The 16,832-nt window shown below is 60.9% G+C and carries 18 protein-coding genes; 6 read left to right on the top strand and 12 right to left on the bottom strand.

From position 1 onward, the window contains the following. Positions 1–46 precede the first annotated feature (46 nt). Positions 47–826 (top strand): enoyl-CoA hydratase, encoded by a 780-nt coding sequence (locus tag AC3WG5_RS14265; protein ID WP_008953907.1) that lies wholly within the window; start codon positions 47–49, stop codon positions 824–826. 69 nt (positions 827–895) lie between these two features. Here AC3WG5_RS14265 and AC3WG5_RS14270 read toward each other — a convergent pair whose 3' ends face one another. From AC3WG5_RS14270 to AC3WG5_RS14300, 7 genes are read right to left on the bottom strand one after another with little or no spacing between them, the layout of a single operon-like run. After that, positions 896–1,672, bottom strand: a complete 777-nt coding sequence (locus tag AC3WG5_RS14270) for a peptidylprolyl isomerase (RefSeq protein ID WP_008953908.1) — start codon at positions 1,670–1,672, stop codon at positions 896–898. Between the two features lie 29 nt (positions 1,673–1,701). Continuing rightward, positions 1,702–2,496: a peptidylprolyl isomerase gene (locus AC3WG5_RS14275; protein ID WP_482582380.1), complete on the bottom strand. Its 795-nt coding sequence runs from the start codon at positions 2,494–2,496 to the stop codon at positions 1,702–1,704. A 22-nt stretch (positions 2,497–2,518) separates the two neighbouring features. Beyond that, positions 2,519–2,788 (bottom strand): BolA family protein, encoded by a 270-nt coding sequence (locus tag AC3WG5_RS14280; RefSeq protein ID WP_008953910.1) that lies wholly within the window; start codon positions 2,786–2,788, stop codon positions 2,519–2,521. After that, the gene (locus AC3WG5_RS14285) at positions 2,785–3,087 is read right to left on the bottom strand and encodes a YciI family protein (RefSeq protein ID WP_014086886.1); all 303 of its coding nucleotides are present in this window, start codon (positions 3,085–3,087) and stop codon (positions 2,785–2,787) included. Before AC3WG5_RS14285 ends, AC3WG5_RS14280 begins: the two co-directional genes overlap by 4 nt. Further along, on the bottom strand, positions 3,087–3,620 hold the full coding sequence (locus tag AC3WG5_RS14290) for a septation protein A (protein WP_008953912.1): 534 nt from the start codon (positions 3,618–3,620) through the stop codon (positions 3,087–3,089). Before AC3WG5_RS14290 ends, AC3WG5_RS14285 begins: the two co-directional genes overlap by 1 nt. 55 nt (positions 3,621–3,675) lie before the next feature. Beyond that, the gene (locus AC3WG5_RS14295) at positions 3,676–4,617 is read right to left on the bottom strand and encodes an SPFH domain-containing protein (protein WP_008953913.1); all 942 of its coding nucleotides are present in this window, start codon (positions 4,615–4,617) and stop codon (positions 3,676–3,678) included. Further along, positions 4,617–5,048, bottom strand: a complete 432-nt coding sequence (locus tag AC3WG5_RS14300; protein WP_008953914.1) for an NfeD family protein — start codon at positions 5,046–5,048, stop codon at positions 4,617–4,619. Before AC3WG5_RS14300 ends, AC3WG5_RS14295 begins: the two co-directional genes overlap by 1 nt. A gap of 260 nt (positions 5,049–5,308) precedes the next feature. Between AC3WG5_RS14300 and AC3WG5_RS14305 the strand changes: the two genes are divergently transcribed. After that, a complete protein-coding gene (locus AC3WG5_RS14305; protein WP_492569157.1) occupies positions 5,309–5,929 on the top strand; it encodes an IMPACT family protein in 621 nt (206 codons plus the stop codon). Between the two features lie 32 nt (positions 5,930–5,961). Here the strand turns inward: AC3WG5_RS14305 and AC3WG5_RS14310 are convergent, their stop codons facing one another. After that, a complete protein-coding gene (locus AC3WG5_RS14310) occupies positions 5,962–6,621 on the bottom strand; it encodes an HAD family hydrolase (protein WP_008953916.1) in 660 nt (219 codons plus the stop codon). Between the two features lie 104 nt (positions 6,622–6,725). On the opposite strand from AC3WG5_RS14310, the gene AC3WG5_RS14315 reads away from it, so the two are divergent. Further along, positions 6,726–7,379, top strand: a complete 654-nt coding sequence (locus AC3WG5_RS14315; protein WP_492569160.1) for a nucleotide-binding protein — start codon at positions 6,726–6,728, stop codon at positions 7,377–7,379. A 334-nt stretch (positions 7,380–7,713) separates the two neighbouring features. Continuing rightward, positions 7,714–9,315: a methyl-accepting chemotaxis protein gene (locus AC3WG5_RS14320; RefSeq protein WP_492569162.1), complete on the top strand. Its 1,602-nt coding sequence runs from the start codon at positions 7,714–7,716 to the stop codon at positions 9,313–9,315. A gap of 133 nt (positions 9,316–9,448) precedes the next feature. Here AC3WG5_RS14320 and AC3WG5_RS14325 read toward each other — a convergent pair whose 3' ends face one another. Genes AC3WG5_RS14325 through lptF form a run of 4 tightly spaced genes read right to left on the bottom strand, consistent with a single transcriptional unit; the run spans position 9,449 to position 14,668 of the window. After that, positions 9,449–9,901 carry a MaoC family dehydratase gene (locus AC3WG5_RS14325; protein WP_482582366.1) on the bottom strand — a complete coding sequence of 151 codons (453 nt, stop codon included), beginning with the start codon at positions 9,899–9,901 and terminating at the stop codon, positions 9,449–9,451. Between the two features lie 14 nt (positions 9,902–9,915). Beyond that, complete coding sequence (locus AC3WG5_RS14330) at positions 9,916–12,486, bottom strand: [protein-PII] uridylyltransferase (RefSeq protein WP_482582364.1); 2,571 nt, start codon at positions 12,484–12,486, stop codon at positions 9,916–9,918. A 1-nt stretch (position 12,487) separates the two neighbouring features. Beyond that, complete coding sequence (gene lptG, locus AC3WG5_RS14335; RefSeq protein ID WP_008953921.1) at positions 12,488–13,564, bottom strand: LPS export ABC transporter permease LptG; 1,077 nt, start codon at positions 13,562–13,564, stop codon at positions 12,488–12,490. A gap of 3 nt (positions 13,565–13,567) precedes the next feature. Beyond that, a complete protein-coding gene (gene lptF / locus AC3WG5_RS14340; protein WP_492569165.1) occupies positions 13,568–14,668 on the bottom strand; it encodes an LPS export ABC transporter permease LptF in 1,101 nt (366 codons plus the stop codon). 191 nt (positions 14,669–14,859) lie between these two features. On the opposite strand from lptF, the gene AC3WG5_RS14345 reads away from it, so the two are divergent. Further along, on the top strand, positions 14,860–16,422 hold the full coding sequence (locus AC3WG5_RS14345; protein WP_492569167.1) for a leucyl aminopeptidase: 1,563 nt from the start codon (positions 14,860–14,862) through the stop codon (positions 16,420–16,422). Then, on the top strand, positions 16,385–16,831 hold the full coding sequence (locus tag AC3WG5_RS14350) for a DNA polymerase III subunit chi (RefSeq protein ID WP_492569168.1): 447 nt from the start codon (positions 16,385–16,387) through the stop codon (positions 16,829–16,831). Before AC3WG5_RS14345 ends, AC3WG5_RS14350 begins: the two co-directional genes overlap by 38 nt. Position 16,832 lies beyond the last annotated feature (1 nt).

Genomic DNA, 16,832 nt, shown 5'->3' on the forward strand with positions numbered 1-16,832 from the left:
ATGAACGTTCACAACCATAACAAACGAGAGCGTAGTGAGGAGCATCATGGCGAACAGTGTGACTGTCGAGAAACTCGGGCAATCGGCCATTCTGACCATCAACAACCCTCCGGCCAACCTGTGGACGTTGGCGAGTCTGCGTGAATTGGGGGCGGTGATGGAGGAAATCGAACAAGACGATTTGATCCGTTCCGTGGTGCTAACTGGAGAAGGCGATGCCTTCTTCTCGGCCGGTGCCGACCTTAATCAGTTTGCCGGCGGAGACCGGCAGTTGGCTGCCGAGGTCATCGATGCCTTTGCGCTGGCATTCGGTGCGATCCGCGGTTTCCATGGAGTAACTGTGGCCGCGATCAATGGCTATGCCTTGGGGGGAGGGCTGGAGTGCGCCTTGGCTTGCGATTACATGGTGGCAGAAGTCGGCGCGCAGCTTGGTCTCCCGGAGACCAAGGTAGGGCTGCTGCCTTGCGCTGGTGGCACCAAGGCGTTGACTGACAAGGTCGGTGTGTCCTGGGCGAAGCGGATCATTCTTGGCGGTGAGATTCTCACGGCGGCCAAGGCCTTGTCCATTGGCCTGGTGGAAGAGGTGGTTGACCCCGGCCTGTCCAAGATTGTTGCCGTCAGTCTGGCGAATAAAGTCGCGCGCCAGGCTCCGCGAGCCATCCAGGAGGTACGCAAGCTGATCGTGGGCAGTGCATACCATGACATGGAGGAACATCTGGCTTTGGAGAAGCAAGCCATGCTGCGGCTGGTCGGGGGGGAAGAGCAGCTGGAGGGGGTGGCCGCCTTCATGGGCAAGCGAACCCCGAAGTGGTGCGACGACGAGTGAGTGCGGGTGTGGCAATGAAAAAAAAACGGGGCGGTTATCCGCCCCGTTTTTTGATGACTAGCATCCCGATTACTGGATACTGGCCTTGGCCTTCAGATCACTGATGAACTTCTCGATGCGGCCGGACATGATGCGCTGTTCCAGCTGCGGGCGGATCTGTTCCACCGGCGGGGCCGCTTCGGTGCGCACGTCGTCAAGCTTGATCACGTGCCAGCCAAATTCGGTCTTGACCGGTTCCGAGGTGACCTGGCCCTTGGCCAGCTTGGTCATGGCTTCGGAGAACGGGGCAACAAAGTTGCTGGCTTCGCTCCAGCCGAGATCACCGCCGTTGTTCTTGCTGCCCGGATCGATCGACTTTTCCTTGGCCAGCTGGTCAAACGCCTTGCCCTTCCGCAACGCATCGATCACGGCCTTGGCTTCCGCTTCGGTCGGAACCAGGATGTGGCGAGCATGATAGCTCTTCTTCTCCGGGAACTGCGACTTGATCTTGTCGTATTCGGCGCGCAGCTGTGCATCGCTCACCGGGTTGCTGCGCTGGAAGTCCTTGATCAGACGGCTGGCCAGTGCCATGGTCTGCATGTTCTCCAGCTCGGCGCGGTATTCGGGCGACTTGTCGAGACCTTTCTTCACCGCTGCCTGACGCAGGATTTCGGCGGTAATCAGTTGGTCACGCGCCGCAGCCTGCAGGTCCGGCGACGACTGCTGGCCTTGGGCTTCCATCATGCGGACGACGGCGTCGATACGGGACTGGGAAATGGCGGTCCCGTTGACGACCGGAGGCGCCGCCAAGACGGCGGTCGACAGCACGGCGGCGGTCAGGGTGCTAAGCAGCAGAGTTTTGCGCATGTTGGATAGTATCCTTTGTCGTTCTTGATTTACTGGATTTTGGCCTTGGAGCGAAGTTCACCGACGGCCTTGGCTACGTCTTCTTGCTGAATCTGGCGAGCGATCTGGGCTTTCACTTCGTTCAGCGGCGGCAACTTGGCGTCGCGGATGTCTTCAATCTTGAATACGTGCCAGCCCAGCCCGGATTTGAACGGCTGGCTGCTGCTCTGGCCCTTGCCCAGACCTTTCAGCGCTTCAGCCAGCTTGGGTTCCATCTGGCTCAGGTTGCCCCAGCCCATGTCGCCGCCAGATTGTTTGGCGGCCGGGTCTTTGGAAAGCGTCTTGGCCAGGTCTTCGAATTTCTTGCCCTTCTTCAGGTCGGCGATCACCTTGGTGGCTTCCGCCTCGCTGGCCACCATGATCTGGCGGGCGTGCACTTCCTTGCTGCCGGCCTGCTGGGAGGCGAGCTGGTCATAGCGGGCCTTAATCTTGGCGTCGGTAACCGGGCTCTGTTTCACGATCTCGGCAAACAGCGCATCGCGCAGCATCTCTTCACGAACGTTCTGCAGGCGCTCGACGAAATCCGGCTGTTTTTCCAGGCCACGGCGCGTGGCTTCCTGCAGGATCAGCTGCTTGTTGATCAGGTTTTCCTTGATCTGCTCGCGCAGTGCCGGGCTATCCTGGACTTTGCCATTGCTATTCTTGCTCAGCATGGTGACGGCTTCGTCGACGTCTTTTTTGTCGATGGCGACACCGTTGACGGTGGCAACGGCTTGCGCAGCAGCGAGGCCGGGGATGCCGATGGCGGCAACGAACAGCAGAGCGGCGAGACGGGAATGTCGCATGAGGGAATCCTTATTGGTGATATCAGATTTCGTTCGGGGCGAAAGCCTTGATGGCCAGGGCATGGATGCCGGTTTTCATGAGATCGCCCAGCGCCTCGTATACCATTTGGTGGCGCTTGACACGACTCAGACCCGCGAAGCAGGGGCTGACAATGGTCAGGTTATAGTGTCCACCACCCGATCGGGCGCCGGCGTGGCCGGCATGGGCGGCGCTATCGTCCTCGATGTCGAGGTGTTCGGGTTGCAGGCTGGACGACAGGCGTTCTTGCATCCGTTGCAGGATGTCGCTCATGCCGGGAAAACCTTGCGGAACGGTTTGATCTCGACCTGCGCGTAAACGCCGGCAGCGACGTAGGGGTCGGCATCGGCCCAGTCGCGCGCCTCGTCGAGTGAAGCGAATTCGGCCACGATCAGGCTGCCGCTGAATCCGGCTGGACCCGGATCAGGCGAGTCGATGGCCGGAAACGGCCCGGCGACGAGCAAGCGGCCCTGCTCTTGCAAAGCCTGCAAGCGCGCCAGGTGCGCCGGGCGGGCGGCCAGACGGTTTTCCAGAGAGCCTGGCTGGTCCTGGCCGATAATGGCGTACAGCATTACTTTTTTTCCTCTAGATACTTGGAGAGAAACAGGCTTTGGGCGATGACGAAGGCGAACATCAGGCCCAATCCACCAAACAGCTTGAAATTGACCCAGATGTCTTCACTGAAGCGGTAGGCAACGAACAGGTTAAGCGCACCCATCAGGGCAAAGAACGCCACCCATGCGTAATTGAGCTTGCGCCATACGGCTGCGGGGAGTTCCATTTGCTGTCCAACCAAGGCTCTGATGCCGTTCTTGCCGGCAAGTTCCCCGATCAGCAGCCCAGCGCCCATGATCCAGTACAGTACGGTCGGCTTCCACATGATGAAATGCTTGTCATGCAGCAGCAAGGTGGCACCGCCCAGCACCACGATCAGCCCGAGGCTGACCCATTGCATGGTTTCGACCTTGCGGTGGCGCAGCCAAGCACTGGCCACTTGCAATGTGGTGGCGGCAATGGCGACAGCGGTGGCGATAAACATGTCTCTGCTGAACCAGTAGGCACCGAAGAACAGCAGGACGGGAAAGAGGTCGGACAGGAATTTCATGCAAACGATTATGGGGGCAGGCCGGCCGCAATACAAGCTGCGGCCGTAGGCTGTCTTAACGTTGAACCTGCTTGACGATGCTCATGGCGCTGGCAACCAGGCCGCCGATGTCGGCGACGTTGCCGGGCAGGATCAGGGTATTGTTCTCTTTGGCGAGCTTGCCGAACGCGTCGACATATTGCTCGGCCACCCTGAGATTCACCGCTTCGATGCCGCCCTCGGTCTTGATCGCCCCAGCCACGCGCTGGATGGCTTCGGCCGTGGCAGTGGCAACCAGGCGCAGGGCTTCCGCTTCGCCGAGGGCCTTGTTGATGGCAGCCTGCTTTGCCCCTTCCGACTGGTTGATGGTGGCCTGCATTTCGCCCTGCGACTGCTGGATGGCTGCTTCACGCGTGCCGGAGGCGATGTTGATCTGTTCCATCTTGCGGCCTTCCGACGAGGCGATCAGGGCGCGCTTTTCCCTCTCGGCCGTGATCTGTGCCTGCATGGCGTGCAGGATGTCCTGCGGAGGCACCAAGTCCTTGATCTCATAGCGCAGCACCTTGACCCCCCAGGAGAAGGCGGCTTCGTCAAGTGCCGCCACGACCGCGCGATTGATCTCGTCACGCTCCTCGAAAGTCTTGTCGAGTTCCATCTTGCCGATAACCGAACGCAGCGTGGTCTGGGCCAGTTGGGTGATGGCCAGTATGTAGTCGCTGGAGCCATAGGAGGCGCGCTGCGGGTCGGTGACCTGGAAGTACAGGATACCGTCGACCTTGAGCTGGGTGTTGTCGCGCGTGATACAAATCTGGCTGGGAACGTCGAGCGGAATCTCCTTGAGGATGTGCTTGTAGGCGACGCGATCAACGAAAGGTACGACGATGCTGAGTCCGGGCTGCAGCGTGCCGTGGTAGCGTCCGAGCCGCTCGATCACGTAGGCATGCTGTTGCGGTACGACTTTGATCGACTTGAGGACGAAGATCACTACGGCCAGAAAGAGGATGAGCGCCAGTTCCATTAGTGTTGTCCTGGTGGTGTTGAGGAAATCTTGAGCCGGCCGCCATCGCTGCCGGTGATGTAACCGGTCTGGCCGCGAGAGAGGGTGGGGTCGAGCAGTTCGGCGTCCCATTCGGTGCCACGGTAATGAACGCGGGCTTGACCATTGCCGCCAATGCTGACGATGCGTACGGGTTGGCCGAAGTCAGGTTCGCGGCGAGGCTGGCGCGGGTTGGCGTGGCGCTGTTTCCAGCGGGTGACGAGCCACAGTCCGATCACGCCGGTCAGGCTGGCAGCGGTCAGCTCGGCGGCGGTTCCAAAGCCGCTTAGTGCCGCCAGCCCACCCCCGGCCAGGGCTAGCGCTACCACCAAAAGGTAGAAGGTGCCGGTGACGAACTCGGCGATTAGGGCAACCACGGCGCAGGCGAACCATAGGGTAGGGGTGATCGGCATCGTTACCTTTCCGGCCATGATGAATGGGTTATTGTCCGTCCCGGCTGGGTTGGTGACAAGCATGAGAGACGTGTTGGCCTGGCCGGGCTCATCGGCAATTGCTTTGCTTCATCTCAGTCTAGGTGGGGCTTCGGGTAAGATGGGGGCTTTGCGTGTGCTAACAAAACTCGGGTAGCAGGGTGTGCTGCCGCGCGCCCGCGAATCGATCCAGGTAGGCACAGTGTGATTTATTCATGGCTTCAGCTTGAGGGAAGGCAGCAATGTTGCAACTGGCGGCACCGGTAACGGCCGAGATCGAGATCAAGAAAAGCCGCTTCATCGCGGTACTCTATCCGGTGACCAGCCGGGCCGAGGCCATGGACCGCTTGGCCGAGGTGCGCCAGCGCTGGAAGGATGCCCGACATTACTGCTCGGTCCTGCTGACGGAAGGGAATTCGGGACTCGACGACGACGGTGAGCCTTCCGGCACGGCGGCCAAGCCGATGTATGTGGTGCTGACGCACAAGGACGTGGGCAACGTGCTGGCGGTAGTGGTGCGCTATTTCGGGGGCATCAAACTGGGAGCCGGCGGCTTGGTGCGGGCCTATGCCCAGGCGGTGAGTACCGCGTTGCAGCAGGCCCAGCTACTGCCGACCGTCAAGCTGGTTCGCTACAGGGTCAGTACCGGCTTTGCCGAGGAGTCGCGATTGCGGCGCTTTTGTTCGGATCATGGGGTGGTCGTACTGGAGGCCGCTTACGGCGATCGGGTGCAGCTGACTCTGGAAGCGCCGGCGGAGCAGGGCGGGCAGTTGCTGGCCCAGCTGACCGATTATCTGTACGGGGCGTTGACGGTTCTTGAAGACCAGGCCAATACGCCAACTGACGGAAAGGCCCGGGGCTAGGTTAGCCGAGGTGTTCGGCCAACCTGTCGATGTCACAGTGACTTGAGGAGGTTCAGGGCGTCGTGCAGGGTGTCGCACGTGGCGAGGGCCTTGGCGTTGTCTTCCGGGCTCGGCTTGATCAGGTCTGGCACCAGGATGACACGCATGCCTGCGGTGTGTCCCGCCAGGAGCCCGTACGGAGAGTCCTCAAGCACAATGCAGCGCTCAGGCGCGATGTCGAGCCTGGCGGCGGCGGCCAGGTAAACGTCGGGGGCCGGTTTGGTATGCGGGACCTCGTCACCGGCAACGCTGATGTCGAAATAACGCGCCAAACCGGTGCGTTGCAGTTTGAGGTCGCACATCAGCCGTTGTGTCGACGTCGCCACGGCGCGCGGAATGTCCTGTTCGCTCAGCCAATCCAGCACCGCCTCGATACCACTCTTGAGGGGAATGTCATCCTCGGCGAGCTGGCGCCGGTAGTGATGACGGCAGGCTTCGCTCAAGGCTTGGCCGAGGGTGCGGTCGCCGTAGTGCTCGATGACCCTCTCCAGGCTCCGGCTGACCGACAGGCCGACCATGCTGTGAATCAGCTCCTCGGGGATCTGGATGTCGAGCGATTCGCCCGCCAGGCGCCAGCTCGAAGCGCTCACCGATTCGGTATCTATCATCAGGCCGTCCATATCGAACAAGACGGCGTCAAAGCTGCGTATCATGGTTGTTTCCCTGTATCCAGCGGCAAGCTGAACAGAATTTCCTAAAACAGGCAAGGGCGATGGCTTTGGTAGAGTCATCGCGCCGTGATGCAATGGAGACGAGCATGGTGCTTTCGGTGCTGGTTGCCAACCCCAAGGGTGGGAGTGGCAAATCGACCCTGGCGACAAATCTGGCCGGATATTTTGCCAACAGCGGTGACAAGGTCATGCTCGGCGATGTCGATCGGCAGCAGTCTTCCCTTCGCTGGCTGGCACAACGCCCGCCGGCACTGCCGAGCATTCACGGCTGGCAGGTCGAGCCCGGCGAGCCGGCAAAGCCGCCGAAGGGCACCAGCGTCGTGGTGCTGGATAGCCCTGCCGGGCTGCATGGCAAGCGACTCAACACCCTGATCTCCCGAGTCGACCGTATCCTGATCCCGATTCAGCCTTCCCCGTTCGACATGTGGGCGGGTGAGGAATTCTTCCATCGGCTGCTGGAAGAAAAGGCGATCAGGAAAAACAAGGTATTCATGGCGGTGGTCGGCATGCGTGTCGACCCGCGCACCCGCTCGGCGCGCGAGCTGGAGTCCTTTCTGCAGCGCCACGACGTGGCAGTGCTGAGCTGGCTGCGGGATACCCAGTTGTATGTGCAGGCCGCGGCGCAAGGCCTGACCTTGTTCGATCTGCCTGCCAGCAAGGTGGCTAGGGATCGTGCCGCGTGGCAGACCATTGTCGAGTGGTTGCGTCCTCCGGCCAGGGAGGGCTGGTGCGATAAGTAGAATAGAGCGGGGATGCGAGCCCTGCCGTGGTGGCCGGGATACGCGATTTGCCCGCAGAACCCCGCTTTCCACGCTCTTTGCCTCCCCTTGGCCAGATTCAACAACGTCACCTGAACCCGGTTAGCACTAGCGACCACCATGGGTGGTTTCCCGGTCAACCGCCTGCCCCATCCTTCCGCCGATCCCCGCCATGGACCCCCCGACCATCTCGCGCCGGTTTTGATCGGCTTGATGTCGCTCAAGGCAAAGTGAGCGACGATTGCTTTGCTTTGTTCCGGGCAATTATTTATTATAAATAATAATTATAAAATATCGTTATTTCTGAGATCGTTTCGTGAAAATCAACCTGCCGGTTACCGATCAGGAACATCTGGTCGACCCATCCAACCCTATCGTCAGCAAGACCGATGCCAAGGGCAGCATCACCTATGTGAACCGTGCCTTTGTCGATATCAGTGGCTTCAGCGAAGCGGAATTGGTCGGCCGCAATCACAACATCGTGCGCCATCCGGATATGCCGCCCGAGGCCTTTGCCGACCTGTGGGAGACCATCAAGACGGGGCGGCCGTGGCGGGGTTTGGTTAAGAATCGCTGCAAGAATGGAGATTTTTACTGGGTGGAGGCGTATGTCACGCCGATTACCGAGCATGGCAAGATCACCGGTTACATGTCGGTGCGATCGGCGCCTCGGCGCGAGGAAATTGCGGCCGCCACGACGTTGTACCAGGCTGTCCGCAACAAGCAGGCGGTGGTGCCGTCCACCCTCAAGGCCTTGCGACGTTGCATCGACGTGCTGCGCTGGGCCCCTTTGCTGGCGGGGAGCGGGGTCGTGTTGTTGTTGGCCGGCAGTCTAGTGCCACTAGGAGCGGGCGGGGCAGCGCTTGCCACGGCCGGCGCTGTGCTGGCGGTGAGTGGCGGGGCTTGGGGCTGGTGGCGAGTCAACAAGGTGTTGGGTCTGTTGCGGCAGGGATTCGGTGAACTCGCGGAGGGGCGGCTCGGCCGCAACCTCCAGGTCCGTGATGGCGGGCTGCTGGGCGAGGTGATCGGCGGTCTGGAGTCGTTGCGCATCCATTATCGCGCCGTGGTGGCGGATGTGATCGGTGCGGGTTCGCGGACCTCCGGCCAGGCTGACCAGTTGCGCGACGAGATGCATTCGCTGGCGGCGCGCTCGGTACAGCAGGGCGAAGGCCTGATGCAGATCAGTCGCAACATGGAAACCATGAGCGCGGCGATCAAAGATGTGGCGGAACTGGCGGAGCAGAATCTGAACGGGGCCGAATCGACGAAATCGGTTGCCGAAGCCGGCAAGGACACGATGCAGGCGGCGACACGGGCTGCCGAGCGCACGGTGTCGGTGGTTGGAACCTCACGCGCAGCGATCTCCGAAATGGATCACTCGATGCAGCGTATCCGCACCATGACCGACATGATCCACGAGATCGCCGAGCAGACCAACCTGCTGGCACTCAACGCAGCCATCGAGGCGGCGCGCGCCGGCGAGGCGGGACGCGGCTTTTCCGTGGTGGCCGACGAGGTGCGCAAACTTGCGGAACGGACCAGTTCGGCAACCGGCTCGATTACCGAAGTGGTTCAGCAAATCGGTGAGATCACGCGCCAGGCCGTCTCCAGCATGGATGCCACGGTCGAAGAGGTGGAAGAGGTCAGCGGGCATATCCGCCAATCTTCGGCCAACCTCGAGAACCTGATGCAGGTGGCCGAGCAGGCGCGGCGTCAAGCCAACGATCTCGCCATGGGCATGGAGGAAAACTCGCAGTCGGTGCACGAGGTGGCGGCCTCGCTGGAGCAGCTCAACGCCATCGCCGAGCAGAATCTGCATACCACGCGTGCCATCGAACAGAGCTCGAACCATCTGGCCGAAACGGCCGGCGACCTCTCCAAGCTGACAGCCGATTTCCGCAAGTGGAATGACCGCTGAAGACCCGTTCAGAGGGGGACAGCCGTGCGGGTGCCCAGCGTCTGCTTTTTTCTGTTCGGGGTGTGCCGCTGCTGTTGTGGCACGCCCTGCTTAACCCTCAAACGATCATGCCGGGCGGGCCGGCTCTATCGGCTCAGTCCGCTTCGCCGCGCGCCTGGACCCAGATGCGGTTTTCCAGTTGCATGGCGATTTCCTGCCGTTGATTGGTGGTGGTCCAGCGTACGGTGACGATGCCGAAGCCGGGCTGGCTGTTGGAGCGACGGTTTTCCAGCACCTCGACACACACGGTGAGGATGTCCCCGGCGCGGGTGGGGCGTGGCCATCGCATCGAAATGATGTCCATGCCGACCAGCCCGTTCGCCACCGTGCCCAGCTCGGACAGGGCGACCAGGCGCATGCTGAGGCTGCTGGTGTGCCAGCCGCTGGCGGCAAGGCCATCGAACACGCTGTTCTTGGCCGCTTCGTGGTCGGTATGGAAAAACTGCGGGTCGAACTGGTGCGCGAAGGCCAGCAACTCTTCCTCGGTGAGGGTATGGCTACCGGTCTCGAAGCGTCGGCCGGGGGTCAGGTCTTCCAGGAACAGCATGCTTTTCTCCTTCGTTACAGGCGCAGCGTTTCGAGCAGTTCTCCCTCCAGCGCCAGCACGCTCTTGCCGTCTTTCAACGCCGAGCCGGTGACCAGGAAGGAGTCCTCGACGCGGCTGCCCAGCGTCATGATCTTGGCCGAGTGGACGTTGAGCCGGTAGCCGGTCAGCACCTTGGCGATCCGCGCCAGAAGGCCGGGCCGGTCGCCCGCCACGATCGTCAGCACGAAGAAGTTGTCGCGGTCGTCGGGGCGGATCATGACCTGGGGGCTGACCGGGAAGTGCTTGAGATGGCGGCTGATACGGCCCGCGGGAGGCAGAGCGATCGGTGCCGCTTTTTTCAGGCAGTCCGCCAGTTCGAATTCGATGAAGTTGATCATATCCCGGTAGTCGCCATCATGGTGCTCCGGGATAAAGACGTGGAACGTGTCGAGCGCGTAGCCGTGCCGCGTGGTATGAATCTTGGCGTCGGCAATGCTGTAATTGCTGCGACCGAAGAAGGCGCAGATGCGGGCGAACAGCTCCGGCTGGTCCGGGGTATAGACCAGAACCTGGATGCCTTCGCGGTCGTCCGACAGTCGCGTCTTGACCATCGGTTCGGTGACGTGGGTGAAACGGTTCAGCACCCGGGTGTGCCAGGCGATCTCGCGTGCTTCGTGGCGCAGGAAATAGACCGTGTCCAGCTCATCCCAGAAACGCTGAATGGCGTCGTCGGGTACTGCGAACAGGCGTAATTGGGTGAGGGCCTCCTGCTTGCGGTCATTCAGCTCGGAGGCCACGTCCAGTGCACCGCCGCTCATCAGTACCTTGAGTGTGGCGTGATAGAGGTCTTCCAGCAGCTTGGCTTTCCAGGCGTTCCACACCTTGGGACTGGTGCCGCGAATGTCGGCCACGGTGAGCATGTACAGTGCAGCGAGGCGGCGCGGGGTTTGCACCATGTCGGCGAAGCGCAGCACGGTATCCGGATCGTAGATGTCCTGCTTTTGGGCGACGCTCGACATCGTCAGGTGTTCGCCGACCAGCCACACCACCAGCTCGGTATCTTCGGCCGACAGGCCGTGGCTTTCGCAGAACTGGCGCGCGTCGTCCTTACCGAGCTCCGAGTGGTCGCCGCCCCGGCCCTTGGCGATGTCGTGGAACAGCCCGGCCGCGTACAGCGCTTCCGGCCGGACAAAATCGTTCATCAGCCTAGAGAGCAGTGGGTATTCGTGGCTGAAAGCACTGATGGCGAAGCGGCGCAGGTTGCGCACCACCATCAAAATGTGTTCGTCCACAGTGTAAACGTGGAACAGATCGTGTTGCATCTGACCGACGATGCGGCCGAAGTTGGCCAGGTACTTGCCCAGTACGCCGTACAGATTCATGCGTCGCAGCGTTCGGGTCAGACCGGGTTCGCGCAGAATCTGCATGAATAGCGCCCGATTGGTCGGGTCGCGGCGGAATTTCTCGTTGATGCGGCTGCGCGCGTGCCATAGGGCGCGCAGCATGCGCGGCGCAAAGCCGGTCAATTCCGGGTTTCTCTGCAGGATCAGGAAGGCTTCCAGAATCGCCGACGGCTCTTTCTCAAACACGTCCGGGCGACGAATCCCCAGCATGCCGTTGACGCTATAGAAGCGGGCGTTGAGATTCTGCGTGACGCGCGGCACCTGCGAATAAATCCGTGCCCGCAGGTTGGGGAGCAGAATGCCGTTCAGCTGGCCGACCGTCTTGGCGGCACGGTAATACAACTGCATTACCTGTTCACTGGCGCGCTTGGCCGGGGTGTCCTTGAGCCCCCAAGCCAGGCCCATTTGCTGTTGCAGGTCGAAGATCAGACGATCTTCGCGCCGGCGCGCCAGCAGGTGCAGGTCGATGCGCAGTTTCTGCAGCTGGCTCTCGCTATGCTTGATCAGGCGGGCTTCGGCCAAGGTCAGGATGCCGCGCCGCACCAGCGCATCCCAGTTGTCGCCCAGATCGATGGCCTTGCTGATCCACAGGATGGTTTGCAGGTCTCGCAAGCCGCCCAGGCTTTCCTTGACGTTCGGCTCGAGGTTGTTGGTGACACCGAAGTAGCGGTTATGACGCTGCTGCTGTTCGAGAATCTTGCCTTCGAAAAAGGCCAATGGGTCGCGCTGCTGGGCGAGCGCGGTACAGACTTCCTGGTGTAGCTGGGCGTCTCCGGCAAGGAAACGATTTTCCAGCAGCGTGGTCTCGATCGTAATGTCGTTGGCGGCTTCTTCCAGGCACTCCGCGAGGGTGCGCACGCTGTGGCCGACCTCCAGTCCGCTATCCCACATCAGGCCGATCAGGCGGGTGATCGCATCGTTCAGCTCGGTTTCGGTGGCCGATGGCAGCAGGAACAGCAGGTCGATGTCGGAGTGCGGGAACAATTGCCCGCGCCCGTAGCCGCCGACCGCGACCAGCGCCGCCTGCTGGCCGAGCTCCAGTGCTCCCCACATGTCCTGCAGGATGCCATCGACGACCTGGCTGTATTGCTTGAGGAAGCGCTCCGGATCACGCTTCTTCAAGTAGGCCTCAGCCAGCCGCTGACGACCGTCGTTGAGTGTCCGGCGCCAGGCCTTGCAGCGTTCGAGCATCGGATCGGTCATGTCAGCGCCTTTCTTGTCGCACGGTGATGGTAATGCCCGCCAGCAGGAACAACAGGGTGGGGAGCGTGGCCGCAAACATGGCATTCCAGTCGTAGAGCAGGCCCAGGTGCGCAAACAGCCGGTTGACGAAGTGGAAGGCGACCCCCAGGCAGATGCCGACGAACAGCCTTATCCCCAGTTGGGCATGACGGCGTTGGCGCGGCGTGAAGGCGAGAGCCACCAGGGCCATGGAGATGCAGGCCAGCGGATAGAAAAATTTGCTCCACAAGGCAATTTCGTAGCGTTGGGTTTTCTGCTCATTGCTGCGCAAGTGTTCGATGTAGGTCGTCAGGTCCATGGCCGACATCTGCTCGGGGACTACCAGCAGCACGTCGAGGATCGACGGTTCGATCACCGAATGCCAATCCAGGGTGTTGAGTTGGCGTGTTGTTGTCGCCTTGTCGCCCAGCGTGGTTTCCTTGACCTTTTCGAGTCGCCACACGTGCTGTGGCCGCTGATAGGTGCCGCGCTCGGCAAAGCGGGTTTGCACTAAGCGGTAGTCCTTGTCGTAGGTGTAGATACGAACCCCGAGCAGGGTGTTGTCCGGCAGCATTTCGCCCACGTTGATGAAATTCTGGTCATCCTTGACCCAGATGCCCGAGTGGAACTCCTGGGTGACCATCGACTTGGTCGCCGATAGTTTCATGCGCTCCGCCTGCTTTTCAGAGAACGGGGCGCCGAATTCGCCCAGCAGGCCGGTGATCACGGCAAAGCCGATGCCGAAACGCAACAGCACGCCCGCGACCTGGGCGAGGGTGACGCCACTGGTGCGGATGATGGTGTATTCGCTGCTGGTGGCGAGCTGGGTCATGGCGACCATGCCGCCGATCAGAACCACGAGGGGCATCAGTTCGTAGGCGTGACCCGGCATCAGGAGCGCAATGTAGAGCAGCATCTGCGGCACGCCGTAGCTGCCGTGTCCCAAGTCGGGGACTTCTTTGATGATGTCGAAGAAAGCGTACAGCGCGAGCAGGGCTGCTAGCGCATACAGCGTGGCCACGGTCAGCTGGGTGGTGATGTAGCGGTAAATCAGTTTCATGGATCAGGATTTCCGGATGAGCTGGCCCAGGAAGCGACCCGGTGAACTGGCCGGGCGGTTGCGGTACGCCAGCATGCCGAGTGCTACCAGCAACATCAGCATATGGGGAGCCAGCATCGCATAGGCGCTCAGGCGATCTTGCAGCACCCAGTTACGGCATAGGGTTAGGGCATTTTGGTAAACGAAGTAAGCCAGCAGGGCCAGCAGAAGGTTGTAGGTGTGGCCGCTGCGCGGATTGAAATAAGACAAGGGAATGGCGAGTAGCGCCAGGACGACCGTGCTGATGGGCATGGACACCCGCCAGCCGAGTTCGGCCTTGTCGCCGGCCTTGTCGCTCAGGGCCAGCGCGGCGGAGGTCATGGTCTGGCGCGAGTTGCCTGAGGGAATAAACTGGGGTTGGTCATTGATGACCACGCTGTAGCGGGCAAATTCGGCAACTTCATAGTCCGCCTCTCCCGGATTGCCGACATAGCGCCGGCCGTTTTCCAGCACCAGAAGCCGCTCGCCCTGCTCGTTGGTCACGATTCGGCCGGATTTGGCGAAAATACTGGCCACCTTACCCTTGCTCATGTCCTGCATGAAGATGTTGGCGGCCGAGCCGTTCTTTCCGGAGAAATTCTCGACGAAATAGACGCGACGGGAGGAGTGGGATTCCTTGAAAATGCCGGGGGATATGGCCGAAACATCCTCGTGCTGTTTGAGGATTTCGGCGTATTCGTGGCTGCGCTGCTCAGCCCAGGGTCCGATCAGTAGCGATGAGATGCCGACCAGAATGGCCAAGGGGACGGCAAAACGCAGCACCGGCTTGACCCAGTCCTTGAGCGACACACCCGAGGCCAGCCAGACGGCCATTTCATGATCCCGCCAGAGTCGGGTCAACACCACCAGGACGCTGATGAATACGGTGAGAATCAACAGCAGGGGAAACAAGCCGAGTGTCCAGAAACCGATCAGGGCCGCTACCGCCTCATTGGCGATGCGCCCCTCGGCGGCACGGCCGAGCAGATTGATGGTCTGGGTAGTGACCAGAATGGCCAACAGGACCACGAACACGCTGACCGCAGTAAAAGTCAATTCACGGGTCAGGCTTTTTTGAAAAACCATTGAGCAGGGCCTTTTTGACTTTTTATGTTAAGCGTAGAGATAATTTGAATGAATTTTCAGAGGTGCCTGTTTGGCAAATTCTGGAGTGGGAGACTATCTGTTTGCGGTCAATGCCTCTATTCTTGGGCGTAACCGGCTGACACACGGTTGGAACAGGCATAATTGACGCACATAATCCATGAGAGTTCACGATGGAATTTAACATAAAAAGCGGTAGCCCGGAAAAACAGCGCGTCGCCTGCGTTATCGTCGGCGTGTTCGAGTCGCGCAAGCTGACCTTCGCTGCGGACCTGCTCGATCGCATTTCCAACGGCTTCATCAGTGATGTGATCCGCCGCGGAGACATGGAGGGGAAGTTGGGCTCCACCCTCATCCTGCATGCGGTGCCGCACACCCTGTGCGACCGGGTGATGCTGGTCGGCTTGGGCAAGGAGCGTGATTTCCGCGCCAAGGAGTATCGCGAGGCGATCCGCAGCTCGGTTCGGGCCCTGACGCAGACGTCGGCCAATGAGGCTGTGAGCTATCTGACCGAACTGACGGTCAAGAAGCATGATGCGGAGTGGATGATCGAGCAGGCGACCGTAGTAACGCTCGACACCCTGTATCGTTTCGACCGCTTCAAGACCAAGTCCGAAGACGGTCCGCGCGAGCCGCGCAAGCTCACCCTCGCGGTGCCGCGTCGCAGCGACCTGGCCGACGGCGAAAAAGGCCTGCAGCGCGGCCTGGCCATCGGTAACGGGATGAATTTCGCCAAGGATCTTGGCAACCTGCCGGGTAACGTATGCACGCCGGATTATCTCGCCCGGCAGGCGGAGGACATGGCCCGCCAGTTCTCGGTCAAGGCTGATATCTACGCTCCCGACGCCATCGAGGCGCTAGGCTTGACCTCCTTCCTGTCGGTGGCCAAGGGCAGCGAGGAAGAGGCCCGTCTGATCGTGCTGTCCTACCAGGGCGGCAAGACGGACGATAAGCCGATTGTGCTGGTCGGCAAGGGCATTACATTCGATTCAGGCGGCATTTCGCTCAAGCAAAGCGAAGGCATGGACGAGATGAAGTACGACATGTGCGGCGCGGCGACCGTGCTGGGCGCATTCCGCTCCGCTGTCGAAATGCAGCTGCCGCTGAACCTGATCGCCATCGTTCCCACCTGCGAAAACATGCCGTCGGGCAAGGCCAACAAACCGGGTGACATCGTGACGACCATGTCCGGTCAGACCGTCGAAATTCTCAATACCGACGCCGAAGGCCGACTGATCCTGTGCGATGCCCTGACTTTTGCCGAACGCTTCAATCCGGCATTGGTCATCGACGTCGCCACGCTGACCGGCGCCTGCATCATCGCCTTGGGCAACGTCGCCAGTGGCCTCTACAGCAACCAGGATTCCCTGGCGCGCGAATTGCTGGCGGCGGGCGAAGAAGTCGGCGATCGTGCCTGGCACTTGCCGCTGTGGGACGAGTATCAGGAGGCGATCAAGAGCCCGTTCGCCGACATGGTCAATACCGGTGGGCGCCCGGCCGGCAGCATTACCGCGGCATGTTTCCTGTCTCGTTTTGCCAAGTCCTTCGATTGGGCCCACATGGATATTGCCGGAACCGCATGGAAGAGCGGCAAGGACAAGGGGGCTACCGGCCGTCCCGTGCCGCTGTTGGTTCAGTTCCTGCAGGACCGAGCCGATATCGCCGTCGGTAACGTGGTGCGTCGCGGCCGGCCACGGCGTGAATCTCACGATTTGGTTGACGATGCCGCGGATTGACTTTTACACCAACGTCGCCGACCCCCAGGCTTTTGCTTGCCGGCTTGCCCAAACGGTATTCCGCAAGGGCGAGCGTTTGCTGGTGTGGTTGGCCGACGAAGGGCAATTGGCCGGTTTCAGCGCCCGCTTGTGGAGCATCGCCGATACCCAGTTCGTGCCGCATTGTGAGCTGGAGGCTGGCGAAGCTCCGGAAACGCCGATCTGGCTTACGACGCGCTTGCCAGCCGAGCTGGAACACCCGGTTCTGTTGAATCTGGGACCGGAGTTGCCAGCACATCCCGAGCACTTTGCCCGTATTCTGGAAATTGTCGGTTGCGACGAGGCGTCGTTGGCGACAGCGCGCGAGCGCTTTCGGTTCTACCGCGCGGCAGCCTACGAGATCGAACATCACGATATGAGTCACCTCTGAG

It is taken from the genome of Pseudogulbenkiania sp. FW507-F1, assembly GCF_058781125.1.